This is a genomic window from Cellulosimicrobium sp. So1_17 (assembly GCF_055181235.1).
In genome coordinates this window covers 1,939,776-1,953,963 of the sequence record NZ_CM143702.1, presented here as the reverse complement: position 1 = coordinate 1,953,963, position 14,188 = coordinate 1,939,776, and the positions used below count along the sequence as shown (strand labels likewise).

Annotated in this window: 4 protein-coding genes; all 4 read left to right on the top strand. The window is 71.1% G+C overall.

Annotated features, from left to right (window positions below; all coding sequences use genetic code 11):
* Positions 1–21: 21 nt before the first annotated feature.
* Positions 22–3,909, top strand: coding sequence for an alpha-L-arabinofuranosidase C-terminal domain-containing protein (locus tag ACZCLJ_RS08625; protein ID WP_463106135.1), 3,888 nt, complete (start codon positions 22–24; stop codon positions 3,907–3,909).
* A 306-nt stretch (positions 3,910–4,215) separates the two neighbouring features.
* Entirely contained in the window at positions 4,216–8,415 is a 4,200-nt protein-coding gene (locus ACZCLJ_RS08620; protein ID WP_463106134.1) for a beta-L-arabinofuranosidase domain-containing protein, read from the top strand.
* 144 nt (positions 8,416–8,559) lie between these two features.
* Positions 8,560–11,448 carry a beta-xylosidase family glycoside hydrolase gene (locus ACZCLJ_RS08615; protein ID WP_463106133.1) on the top strand — a complete coding sequence of 963 codons (2,889 nt, stop codon included), beginning with the start codon at positions 8,560–8,562 and terminating at the stop codon, positions 11,446–11,448.
* A 152-nt stretch (positions 11,449–11,600) separates the two neighbouring features.
* Positions 11,601–14,018 (top strand): family 43 glycosylhydrolase, encoded by a 2,418-nt coding sequence (locus ACZCLJ_RS08610; protein WP_463106132.1) that lies wholly within the window; start codon positions 11,601–11,603, stop codon positions 14,016–14,018.
* Positions 14,019–14,188: the final 170 nt, after the last annotated feature.

Sequence of the window (14,188 nt, the reverse complement as noted above, 5' to 3'; positions counted from 1 at the left end):
CTCAACGAGGAGAGGAAGGCCATGGATCACCCCGAGGACCCCCTGAGCACCCGGACGCGGAGGTGGCGCCGGACGGTCGCCGTCGCGCTCGCGGGCGGACTGGTCGGCACCGTCGCGCTCGCGTCGTCGCTGCCGGCGTCCGCCGCGGAGCCCGACCTGCCCGACGGTGCGTGGGTCGACACGTTCGACGGCACCGCGCTCGGCGCGGACTGGACCGTCGTGAACCCGGTGCCCGAGGCGCTCACCGTCGCCGACGGCGCGCTGACCCTCCGTTCGCAGCCGGGCGACACGTGGCAGACGAACAACACCGCCAAGAACGTCGTCGTGCTCGACGTGCCCGACGGCGATTTCACGGTCGTCACCCACGTCGAGGCTCCGGTCGACCGCGTCTACCAGGGCGCGGGCCTCATCGCGTGGCAGGACATGGACAACTACGTCCGCTCGGGGCTGACCTTCGTCGGCGACCTGTCGCCGTCGGGCCGCGCCATCGAGAACGACGTCGAGTCGGGCGGCGTGTTCGCCGCCGACTCGTTCACCGACCGGCCCGGCTCCACGGGCGAGACGCTGCGCATGCAGCGGGCGGGCGACACGATCACCACGTCGTACTGGGACGGGACGGCCTGGCAGCCGACCGGGTCCGTCGACGTCGACTTCCCGACCACGCAGGTCGGGCTCTACGCGCTCGCCGCGCAGGACGGCACGTCGCACACCGCGGTCTTCGACTACGTGGCGCTGACGGCGGCGGAGGGCGAGGACCAGGTGCCCGACGGCGCGTTCACGCTCGCCGGACCGGGCGACGCCCGGTACCTCGTCGCGACCGACGACGGGCTCGCGCTCGACGACGAGCGTCCCGCGACGACCGTCGCGCTCGAGGCGACCGCCGTCGACGGCGCACCCGGCACGTCGCCGGTGACGCTCGCGGTCGGTGACCGTCCCGTCGTCGTCACCGGAGACCCGGAGCCCCGCCTCGCCCTCGGAGGCGCGGGCACGGACGGCACGGCGCTGCGGATCACCGACGCGGGCGGCGGGAAGGTCTGGCTGCGCAGCGCCGCCGACCCCGAGCAGCACGCCGGCGTGCGTGCGGAGGACGGCGCGCTCGTCCTCGGCCCGCGCGACGCGGCGACGCCGCTGACGCTCACGCCGACGTCGAGCGCCGAGCACGAGCTCACGGTCGACCTCGCGGGCGAGCGGACCGAGATGAGCGACGAGCTCTACGGCATCTTCTACGAGGACATCAACTACGCCGCGGACGGCGGGCTCTACGCGGAGCTCGTGCGCAACCGGTCGTTCGAGTTCAACAACCAGGACAACGGGTCGTTCACGGGCCTCACCGCCTGGGCCGCCGCGAACCGCGGCGGCGCCACGGCCACGACCCAGGTCGTGAACGACGCCGGCCGGCTCAACGCCACGAACCGGAACTACCTCAACCTGACCACGACGGCGGCGGGTGCCGGCGTGCGCAACGCGGGCTACAACACGGGCCTGTTCGTCGAGGAGGGGGAGTCGTACGACTTCTCCGTCTGGGCACGGTCGGCCACGGCGCAGACCGTCACGGTCCGCGTGGAGGACGAGGCCGGGACGACCGCCTACGCGACCGGTCAGGTCGCCGTCGACGGCTCGAACACGTGGAAGAAGTACGACGTCACGCTCGCCGCGACCGGCACGACGAACGCCGGCCGGCTCGCGCTGCTCTCCGGCGCGGCCGGGACGCTCGCCGTCGACCAGGTGTCGCTCTTCCCGCAGGACACGTGGGTCGGCCCGGTGAACGGGCAGTCCGTGCTCCGCAGGGACCTCGCCGAGAAGATCGAGGCGCTCGACCCGCAGTTCCTGCGCTTCCCGGGCGGGTGCGTGACGAACGTCGGCACGTTCCGCACGTACGAGGAGTCCGGCTTCACGGACCGCCGTCGGACGTACCAGTGGAAGGAGACCATCGGTCCGGTCGAGGAGCGCGCGACCAACTGGAACTTCTGGGGCTACAACCAGTCGTACGGCATCGGGTACCTCGAGTACTTCCTCTTCGCCGAGGACCTCGGCGCGACCCCGCTGCCCGTGGTGTCCGTCGGGGCCAACGGCTGCGGCAGCACCATCCCGGAGATGACCGACCCCGCGCAGATCCAGCGCTGGGTGCAGGACACGGTCGACCTGATCGAGTTCGCCAACGGCGACGTCACGACCGAATGGGGCGCGGTGCGCGCCGAGCTCGGCCACCCGGAGCCGTTCGACCTCAAGTACATCGGGCTCGGCAACGAGGAGAACACGAAGACGTTCGAGGCGAACTTCCCGGCCTTCCGGGATGCCATCGCGGCGGAGTACCCGGATATCGAGATCATCTCCAACTCCGGCCCCGACGACACCGGCGCGCGCTTCGACGAGCTCTGGGAGTTCAACCGCGAGCAGGGCGTCGACATGGTCGACGAGCACTACTACAACGACCCGTCGTGGTTCCTCGAGAACGACGAGCGCTACGACTCCTACGACCGCGAGGGCCCGCAGGTCTTCCTCGGGGAGTACGCGTCGCGCGGCAACACGTTCGCCAACGCGCTGTCCGAGGCGGCGTTCATGACGGGCCTCGAGCGCAACTCCGACGTCGTGCGGCTCGCGTCGTACGCGCCGCTGCTCGCCAACGAGTCGTACGTGCAGTGGTCGCCCGACGCGATCTGGTTCGACAACGACGAGTCGTGGGGCTCGGTCAACTACTACGTGCAGCAGATGTTCTCCGCGAACGTCGGCGACCAGGTGGTCCCGAGCACGCACACCGGCCCGCCCGCCGAGGGCGCGACGGTGGACGGCGGGGTCTTCCTGTCGACGTGGAGCACCGCCGCGCAGTACGACAACGTGCGCGTGACGGACAACGCGAGCGGCGACGTCCTGTTCTCCGACGACTTCGAGTCCGGGGCCGACCAGTGGGAGCCGCAGTCGGGCACGTGGGCCGCGCAGGACGGCGCGTACGTGCAGTCGGCGACGAACGTCACCGACGCGCGCTCGACCATCGAGGGCGCGTACGCGAAGGACTGGTCGAGCTACACGCTCGAGCTCGACGCGCGCAAGACGTCCGGGTCGGAGGGCTTCCTCGTCGGCTTCGCCGCCGGCGGCCCGAACGACTACTACTGGTGGAACCTCGGCGGGTGGAACAACACGCGCCAGGCGCTCCAGCGCGCGGACGGCGGCAGTGCGAACGAGGTCGCCGCGGTGGAGAACCACAGCATCGAGGCCGGCCAGCCGTACCGCGTCAAGGTCGTGGTCGAGGGCTCGACGATCGAGCTGTACCTCGACGGCGAGCTCCAGATGTCGTACGAGCAGCCGACCAGGAAGTCGCTCTACCAGGTCGTCACGCGCGACGACGACACGGGCGACGTGGTGGTCAAGGTCGTCAACCCGACCGAGACCGCGGCGCGGACCCAGGTGCACGTGGACGGGCTGGAGGACGCGACCGGCATCGCCTCGGAAGCGACCGTCACCGAGATGGTGGGTGCGCCGTCGGACACCAACACCAAGGCCGACCCCGAGCTCCTGGTGCCGGTCGAGCGGACGATCACCGGCGTGGGCGAGGACTTCTCGTACGAGTTCCCCGCGCACTCGATCACGTTCGTCCGGCTCCACGCGAGCGAGGCCGCGCCGGAGCTCGACCTCGACGTGACCGCGCAGGCGCGCTGCCTCGCCGGCAAGACCTACGTCGCGGTGCGGGCCACGAACGGGGAGGACGTCGCCGTGGACGTCACGCTCGCCACGCCGTTCGGCACCAAGGCGTTCGCGGACGTCGCGCCGGGCAAGAACGCGTACCAGTCGTTCGCGACGCGCGCGGTCTCCGTCCCCGCGGGTTCCGCGACCGTCACGGGCACGGCCGTGGTCGACGGCGAGGAGGTCACCTCGACCGTCGACGTCGCCTACGACGCGCTCGGCTGCGGCTGAACACCGTGAGGTAGAGCCCGGGTACCGACGGCCGCCCCGCCTCCGCGGGCGGGGCGGCCTCGGTGCTCGGGCTGCCGCGCCGTCACCTCGGGCGTTCGGCCGGCGGTCTCCGCGCGCGGCTCTACGCCCTTCGCATCCGACGCCGCCCCGCCCGCTCGACCGTCAGGTCGCCACGGCGGTGGCGGTCTAGGGCTCGACCTGGCAGCCCGCTTCCCTCGTGGCCGGTCCGACAGGCCACGAGGGTCACCACCCCGACCGCACGACGTCGCCGGGCACCGCAGCCCGCGCGTGACCCGAGGAGCAACGATGCATCCGAGAACGACCGACGGCGTGCGCCGTCGACCCGGTGGGCCGGCGCGGTTCGCCGCCGTCGCCGCCGCCACCGCGCTGGCCCTGACCACCTGGGCGCCCACCGCCGTCGCGGTCGAGCCCGCGCTGTCCGACCCCGTCCTCGACCTCGCGTTCGAGGGCGACGTCACCGACTCCGGCCCGCTCGCGCACCCCGTGTCGCTGCGCGGCCACGCCGGGTCCGCGCCCACCGGCTACGCGTACGTGGACGGCGTCGTCCCCGGGACGCAGGCCCTGCGCCTGGCCGGGAACACGTACCTCGACCTCGGCACGTCCACAGAGCTGCAGCCCGAGGACCTCACGCTCTCCTTCTGGATCGAGCCGAGCGGGAGGCTCGCCGGCGAGCACCTCGTCACGTGGAACAAGCGCGCCTACAACTCCGACGGCTGGTACCTGTCGTCGGAGTCCGACACGGTTCCGCTCGCGCTGTCGATCGGCCCCGCGTCCGGCCAGCCGTACAAGGTGCGCGTCGCGAGCTCCGACCGCGCGTCGTTCTTCCCCGCGGACGAGTGGACGCACGTCGTCGTCACGTACGACCGCACGACGAAGGACGTCGCGTTCTACCGCAACGGCGAGAAGGTGCCGTCCACGGTGGCCACCGCGGTCGGCGGCGACGCGACCGGCGTGCTCGGCTCCGACCCGGCGCTGCCCAAGACCATCGGCTTCAACGGCCCGCAGTACAACGGCGGCTACCTCCGCGCGGCGCTCGACCAGTACCGGCTGTACGACGGCGTCGCGAACCTCGCGGACGTCGTCGGGCTCTACGAGGAGTCGGGGCAGGTGATCGACCGCGACGCCGTCGCGCGCGACGACGCCGACGGCCTGACGCTGCCCGAGCGCGCCACCGTCGCGCTCGTGCTGCCCGACACCGCGTCGCGCGGCTCGACGGTGACGTGGCGGTCCTCCGACCCCGACGTCATCGGGACCGACGGCGCGGTGAACCGGCCCGCGCTCGGCGAGGACGACGCGCACGTGACGCTCACCGCGAGCGTCCGCTACCTCGACGGCGAGCCGGTCACGCGGGAGTTCGAGGTGCTCGTGCCCGCGGTCGTCGACGAGACGCCGCTCGAGGACACGGCGCTGCCCTCGGTGCTGCTCTCCGACGACTTCCTGCAGAACGCGGCGTCGAAGGAGCACGAGTACCTGCTCAGCCTCGACGCGGAGACGTTCCTCTACGAGTTCTACAAGGTCGGAGGGCTGACCCCGACGACCGCGGCGGGGTACGGCGGCTGGGAGCGCAGCAACGCGGTGAACTTCCGCGGGCACGCGTTCGGCCACTACCTGTCGGCCCTCTCGATGTCGTGGTCGTCGACTCCCGACCAGGCCACGAAGGACGCGCTCTTCACGGAGATCGAGCAGGCCGTGGGAGGGCTCTCGCGCGTCCAGGACGCCTACGCGGCGTCGCACCCGGGCTCGGCGGGTTACGTGTCCGCGTTCCGCGAGTCGATCCTCGACGAGGTGCAGGGCACGGGGTCGTCCGACGAGAACGTCATCGTGCCCTGGTACAACCTGCACAAGGTGCTCGCCGGGCTGCTCGACGTCGCCGAGTACGTCGACGGGCCCGTCGGCGACGAGGCGCTCGCCGTCGCGACCGACTTCGGGGTCTACGTGCAGGGTCGCGTGTCGAGGCTCCCGAGCACCGACGTCATGCTGCGCACCGAGTACGGCGGCATGAACGAGGCGCTGTACGAGCTCTTCGAGATCACGGGCGACGAGCGGATCAAGGACGCGGCGGAGGCGTTCGACGAGGTGTCGTTGTTCCGCCAGCTCGCCGCGGGCCAGGACGTCCTGCCGGGCAAGCACGCCAACACGCAGATCCCCAAGCTCCTCGGGGCGCTCAAGCGCTACCGCGTCTTCACGCAGAACCCCGAGTACTACGCGCTCCTCACGCAGGCGGAGAAGGACGAGCTGCCGATGTACCTCGCGGCGGCGGAGAACTTCTTCGACATCGTCGTGCGCGACCACACCTACGTGACCGGGGCGAACAGCCAGGCGGAGCACTTCCACGAGCCCGGCTCGCTGCACGAGCACGCCGACGAGCAGGGCGACGCGCGCAACGCCGAGACGGCCGAGACGTGCAACGAGTACAACATGCTCAAGCTGTCGCGCGAGCTCTTCAAGCTCAGCAAGGACGTGCGGTACGCGGACTACTACGAGAACGCGTTCATCAACACGATCTTGTCGTCGCAGAACCCCGAGACCGGCACGACGACGTACTTCAACCCCATGGGCTCGGGCTACCACAAGGTGTTCAACCTGCCGTTCACCGAGTTCTGGTGCTGCACCGGGACCGGCATGGAGAACTTCTCCAAGCTCGGTGACTCGATCTACTTCACGGGCCAGGGCTCCGTGTGGGTGAACATGTTCTTCTCCTCGACGTTCGACCACGCGGCGCAGAACCTGCGCGTGGAGCAGGAGGCGAACCTGCCGAACGACGACACCGTGACGTTCCACGTCGCGGCGCTCGACGGCGGCGCGGTCGCCGAGGACGCGACGCTGCGCCTGCGCGTGCCGTCGTGGGCCGCGGGCGACGTGTCGCTCGAGGTGAACGGCGCCGTCGTCGAACCGGACGTGTCGCGCGGGTACGTCGTGCTGCCTGTCGCCGCCGGCGACGTGGTCCGGTACACGATGCCGATGGAGGTTTCCGTCGTCGACACCCCGGACAACCCGTACTTCGTCGCGTTCCGCTACGGGCCCGTGGTGCTGTCCGCCGACCTCGGCGCGGTCCCCGAGCCCGCGTGGCAGGGCACCGGCATCCTCGTGCGCTCGTCGACGCGCGACGAGGACGCACGGACGACGATCACCGCGGCCGGGATGGGCGCGGACGAGTGGAAGGAGCGCATCACCGAGAACCTCGTGCGCGTCGAGGACGCGGCCGACGGACGGGTCCAGCTCCGCCTGCGCAGCACCGCCGACGCCGACGGGCTCGTCTTCACGCCCCACCACACCAACTGGGACGTGACGTACGGCCTGTACCTGAACCTCGACGAGCCCGACTCGGCGGCGTCGCAGGAGCGCATCCTGCGCGCCAAGGAGGAGCTGCGGGACGCCGACCGCACGGTCGACGAGCTGACGAGCTTCGACAACAACAACTTCGAGAACGCGAAGAACCTGAAGCAGAGCGGGTCCTCGGTCGGCGCGTTCAGCGGCCGGCAGTTCCGGCACGCGAACGGCACCGGGTGGTTCAGCTACGACCTCATGATCGACCCGGCCTCCGCGACCAACCATCTGGGCGTCACCCTCTACTCGGGCGACCAGGGGCGGACGTTCGACGTTTACGTGAACGACGAGAAGCTGAAGACCGTCACCACGGTCGCGAACGCTCCGGGCAAGGACGAGCAGGGCTTCTACGTCGACACGACCCAGCTCCCGGCGAAGTACCTGGAGCTCGGGGAGGCCACGCGCTGGAAGGTCGACAGCGCGGGAGAGCTGGTCCTCGACGAGGACGGGGAACGCATCCCCGTCGTGACCGTGCGGTTCCAGGCGACCGGCGGGTGGGCAGGCGGCGTCTTCGGTGTGGGTGTCGACCGGGCGGCGTCGTACGACGCGACGCCGGGCCTGTCGGCGCTCGGGTTCGACACCGGGACGCTCGCGCCCGCGTTCGACCCGGCGACGACGGCCTACACGCTGACCGTTCCGGAGGGCACGGCGAGCGTCGTGCTCGACGCCGACCCGCACGTGCCGAGCGGGCTCGTCCGCGTCGACGGCGTGCTGGTCGACGACACGCGAGGGCGGGTCGTGCCGCTGCCCGAGGACGGCTCGGGCCGCACGCTCGAGGTCGTCGGCGTCGCGCAGGACCACACGACGTCGACGACCTACACGGTCGAGATCGTCGAGGGCGAGGTGACGCCGGAGCCGGAGGTCGAGCTGGTCGTCGAGGCGACAGCACGGTGCCTCGCCGGGAAGGCGTACGTCGCGGTGCGGGCGACGAACGCGGGCGACGTGCCGGCGGACGTCACGCTGGTGACGCCGTTCGGGACGAAGGCGTTCGCCGGCGTCGCGCCCGGCAAGGCGGCCTACCAGTCGTTCGCGGTGCGGGCGTCGTCGGTGGCGGGGGGCACGGCGACGGTCACGGGCACCGCGGTCCTCGACACCTCCGACGGTCCGCAGCCCGTCACCACGGAGCACGACGCCGCGTTCGACGCGGCCACGTGCTGACCGCGAGGTAGAACCGCAGGTCGCGAGCTAGAACCCGCCGGGTTCTCTCTCGCGACCTGCGGTTCTACCTCGCGACGTCGGTGTTCTCGATATCGATGACGACACCGATACCGCCCGCAGCACGACCTCAAGGAGGAGGACGGGATGACAGCACGTACGCACGACCGGCTCGGCAGAGCAGGCGCGGTGGCGGTCGCGGGCGCGCTCGCGCTCGGATCGGTCACGTCAGGAGCAGCGAGCGCCGCGGACGACCCGGGAACGACGATCACAGGACTGACCACGACCGACAACGGCGACGGGACCTACGGCGTCCCGCTGCTGAGCAGCGACGTCCCCGACATCAGCGTGACGCGCGTCCCGGCCGCGGAGAACGACGAGGGCCGTGACGTCTACTACATGATCAGCACGACGATGCACCTCGCCCCGGGCGCCCCGATCATGAAGTCGTACGACCTCGTGAGCTGGGAGATCGTCGGCTACGTGTACGACCGTCTCGGGGTCGGCGACGTCTCGTCGCTGCGCAACGGGCAGAACGGGTACGGGAACGGTCAGTGGGCGTCGTCGCTGCGCTATCACGACGGCACGTTCTACGTGGTGTTCAACACCAACGACCTGGGCGGGTCGTTCCTCTTCCGCACGGACGACGTCGAGGACGGCGCCTGGGAGCGCACGCCGCTCGGCCGTGGGCTCCACGACCCGTCGCTGTTCTTCGACGAGGCGGACGGCGGGACGCCCTACATCTTCTACGGTTCGGGTGCGACGAGCGCGGTCCGGCTGGACGACGACCTCACCACGATCGTGGCGGACTACCCGGACATCTTCCGCGCGAGCGACTACGCCGGGCAGCCGTTCATCGGCGGGCTCTTCGAGGGTGCGCAGGTGCACTACGTCGACGGTGAGTACTACGTCGCGATCATCACGTGGCCGAGCGGCCAGAACCGTCAGGAGGTGCTGTTCCGCTCACCGCACCTGCTCGGCCGCTACCAGACGGAGGACGGGTCCAACCCCTACGAGGCGCGCAGCGCGCTGAACTCGGACGGGTTCGCGCAGGGCGGCCTCGTCGAGGTGCCCGACGGCGAGGGCGGGTACGAGTGGTGGGGCATGTTCTTCCGCGACACGTACCCGCTCGGACGGATCCCGGCGCTCATCCCCGCGACGTGGCAGGACGGCTGGCCGACGTTCGGCGACGACGGCGTGGTCCGGGTGGGCGACGTGTTCACCAAGCCGATCGTGCTCGACGAGGCGACCGAGCGGCGCGAGCGGCTCAAGAGCATCGTCGCGTCGGACGACTTCGCGAACGACGCGGAGCACCGCGCCTTCAGCGACACGGTCTGGGAGATCCCGGAGGCGCCGGTCTACGACGAGTCGCTGCTCGGGGTCGAGCTCGTGACGAACCCCGGGTTCGAGGACGCGACGACCGCGCCCTGGGGCGCCCAGTACGGGGCGAGCGTCTCCCGCGTGACGGCGGACGCGGCGTCGGGCACCGCGGCCCTGGAGGTGAGCGACCGCACGCTCAACGGCTCCGGGCCGAACCAGCAGCTCGGCGGGAAGGTCCAGGCGGGCGTGACGTACGAGGTGTCGGCGCGCGTGAAGTACGCCGACGGCCCGGACCAGGTGCGGTTCAACCTCGTCGGCGACTGGGGCGGCGGCGTCAAGACCCTCGCGTGGGCGAACGCGACGCCGGGGGAGTGGGCGACGGTCAGCGGCACCTACACGGTCCCGAGCGGCACCGACGTGTCCGCCTTCAAGCTCGCGGTCGAGACGCCGTGGGCGAACCCGCAGCCGCCGTCGTCGAGCGTCGAGTACCTGCTCGACGACGTGTCGGTCGTGGGTCTGACCCCGGAGGTCGAGCACCCCACGCTCGCGGAGGTGTCGTACGACGGGTCCGACCTCGACCTCGCCTGGCAGTGGAACCACGCCCCCGACAACCGCTACTGGTCCCTCACCGAGCGTGAGGGCTGGCTGCGCCTGACCAACGGCCACGTCGTCACGGGCGAGGCCGAGTACACGAAGGCGCCCGGGCGCGACCTCACGTACCTGGAGGAGGCCCGCAACACGCTCGGCCAGCGCACGTTCGGGCCCAGCTCCTCGGCGGAGACCCGCCTCGACGTCTCGGGCATGCGCGACGGCGACGTGGCGGGCCTCGCGGTCTACGGTCGCAGCTTCGCGTACGCGGGGATCCAGCAGGTGGACGGCGAGCGCACCCTCGGGCTCGTCACCCGCCTGCAGCCGTTCACCGACACGATCGACCGTGACGCGGTGGAGTCGTTCGTCGCGGGGTCGCAGGTGCCGCTCGGCGACCGCACCGACGTCCACGTCAAGGCCGACGCCGACTTCGCGTCGCCGAACGGCCAGCTCTGGGTGCAGTACTCGTACAGCCTCGACGGGCAGACGTGGCAGCCGCTCGGCGCACGTCAGGGACCGCTCGTCATGGACTGGAGCCTGTCGCACTTCATGGGCTACCGGTTCGGGCTCTTCTCCTACGCCAAGGAGCAGACGGGCGGCCACGTGGACGTCGACCACTTCCTCCTGAGCGACGTGCTCGACGCCGACGGAGGCGCGGACCGTACCGCACTCGACGCCGTCGTCGCCGAGGCCGAGGCGCTCGACCCGGCGGCGTTCACGCCCGAGTCGTGGGCCGCCGTCGAAAAAGGGCTCGCCTGGGCGCGCGCGACGACCGCGCCGTCGACCCAGAACCAGGCCGACGCACCGGCGCGGGCCCTCGCGCTGGCGGTCGCGTCGCTCGCCGAGGCCGAGGCTCCCGCGGTGGCGTTCACGGCCGAGGCGAGCGTTCGCGCGATGGCCGGCAGGGACTACGTGGCCGTCCGCGTGACGAACGACGAGGACGTCCCCGTCGACGTCGTCGTGTCGACGCCCTACGGCAGCCGCACCTTCGCCGGCGTCGCGCCCGGGGCGAACGCCTACCAGGCGTTCGCGACCCGCCTCGCGGACGCGCCCGCCGGGGAGGCGACCGTCGCCGTCACGCGCCCGACCGACGGCGCGTCGGCCTCCCGCACGGTCGCCTACGGCTGACCGACGGCGCCCGGCCGGTCGTGCAGACCCGGCCGGCCGGGCGTCGTCCGCTCGAGGAGGGGGGTACGACGACGGCACGGGTCGCCGTCGCGCACGACCCGTCCCGCGCACCGCGGGGACGGGAACAGCAGGACATCGATCGAGGAGGATCCATGGACACGCACCACCGCAGACGACGCCGCGTGCGCGGCGCACTCGCCGGGGCGGCACTCGTGACGCTGCTCTCGGCGTCGTTCGCCGCGCTGCCCTCGCAGGCCGCGGACGAGGAGCTGGTCGTGAACGGCGGCTTCGAGGACGGCACCACCGGATGGTTCGTCAACGACGGGAACGCGACCGACGAGGCCGTGCTGTCGACGACGGACGGCGCGTTCTCGGGCGCCGCCGCAGCGCTCACGACCGAGCGCGCGACGACGGGCTCGGGCCCGATGCAGGACCTCAGCGGGAAGGTCCAGGCCGGGCAGACCTACGAGCTGACCGCCCGGATCAGGTACGACGCCGCGGACGCGCCGCCGACCAAGCAGTTCTTCGCCACCATGCACTACGGCGGCGGGACGTACACGAACCTCGTGAGCGTCACCGCGACCAAGGGCCAGTGGGCGACGTTCGACGGCACGTTCACGATCCCGGCGAGCCAGGGAGTCGGCACCGCGCGGCTGTTCTTCGAGACGCCGTGGACCTCGAACCCGTCCGCCGACCCTGCCACCCACCTCATGGACTTCGTGCTCGACGACGTGTCGGTCGTCGGGGCGCCGCCGCCCAAGCCGCCGTCGAGGACGATCGAGGTCGTCGGCAAGCTCCCCGGCGAGCACAACCCGCTGATCTCCCACAAGTTCGGGGCCGACGGGTTCGGGTTCGTCGAGGACGGGCGCGTGTACATGTACCTGACGAACGACACGCAGGGGTACGCCCCCGACCCGGTGACCGGTGTCTCCCCGCAGATCAACTACGGGAACATCAACCAGATCACCGTCATCTCGTCCGAGGACCTCGTGAACTGGACGGACCACGGGGAGATCCAGGTCGCGGGGCCGAACGGCGTCGCGCCGTTCACGAACAACTCGTGGGCGCCCGGCATGGCGAAGAAGGTCGTCGACGGGGTCGAGAAGTACTTCCTCTACTACGCCAACGGCGGCGGCTCCTCGAACGTCATCACGGGTGAGTCCCCGGTGGGGCCCTGGACGAGCGAGCGCGACAGCACCCTCATCGACGGCCGGACCCCGGGCGCCGAGGCGGTGGCGTGGAAGTTCGACCCGGCCCCGCTCGTCACCGACGACGGCGAGGCGTACCTCTACTTCGGTGGCGGTCCCGCGTCGACGTCGATGCCGGCGGCGGAGCGCTTCAACAACCCGAAGAACATCCGGGTCATCGAGCTGGGCGACGACATGGTCTCGACGCAGGGCACGGCGGCCGTCGTGGACGCGCCCGTCGCGTTCGAGGCGGCGCAGGTGTTCGAGCGCGAGGGCACGTACTACCTGTCGTACTCCTCCCACTTCGGCGGCAACGACTTCGGCGGCAACCAGACACCGCTGCCGGGCTACCCGGGGGGCGGCCAGATCGGTTACATGATGTCCGACGACCCGATGTCGTTCCCCAAGGAGACGTACGCGGGCGTCCTGTTCCCCAACCAGTCGCAGTTCTTCGGCGCGGGCACCGGCGGGAACAACCACCAGTCCGTGTTCGAGCTCGACGGGAAGTACTACTTCACGTACCACGCGCCGACGCTCAACAAGCGCATCAACGGGAGCACGACGCAGGGGTACCGCAGCCCGCACATCCAGGAGCTGGGGTTCAACGCCGACGGCACGATCCAGCAGGTGGTCGGGACGTACGCGGGCCCGGAGCAGGTCAAGGACCTCGACCCGTTCCAGGTCCTCGAGGCCGAGACGTTCGCGTGGCAGCAGGGCCTCGCGACCGCGAAGGTCGACGGCGGCTCCGCGCAGTTCGGCGAGGACGCCCCGAACCTCGTCGTGCGCGACGTGGACGACGGCGACTGGTCCGCGCTCTCGGCGGTCGACTTCGGCGACGGTGCCGCGAGCCTCACGGCGCGCGTCAAGCCGCTCGTCGAGGGTGGTCAGGTCGAGGTGCGCCTCGACGACCGTACCGGTCCCGTCGTGGGGACGATCGCCCTCGACGCGCAGGTGGGCGAGTGGTCCGAGGTCACGGCCGAGCTCTCCGGCGTCAGCGGGGTGCACGACGTGTACCTCACCTTCGCCGGCCCGGAGGGCCAGGACCTGGCGGAGGTCGACACGTGGGAGTTCTCCCCGGCAGAGGTCGCGCCGGAGCTCGCGCTCGACGTGACCGCGCAGGCGCGCTGCCTCGCGGGCACGGCGTACGTCGCGGTGCGGGCCACGAACGGCGAGGACGTCCCGGTCGAGGTCACGCTCGCCACGCCGTTCGGCACGAAGACGGTCGCGGGCGTCGCGCCGGGCAAGAACGCCTACCAGTCGTTCGCGGTGCGGGCGTCGTCGGTCGGGGCCGGGAGCGCGACGGCGACCGGGACCGCGGTGCTCGACGGCTCCGGCGAGGTGTCGAAGGAGTTCGAGGTCGCGTACGAGGCGGCCACGTGCTGACCACGAGGTAGAACCGCAGGTCGCGAGGTAGAACCCGGCGGGTTCTACCTCGCGACCGCTGGTTCTACCTCGGCGGTCGAGAGTCGGCAGAGACGTTCGAACGTGATCACCTGAGCGCTCGCCCTATTCATGTTCGCGCTCACATGTTAGCGTTCACACGCGCTCGTCCG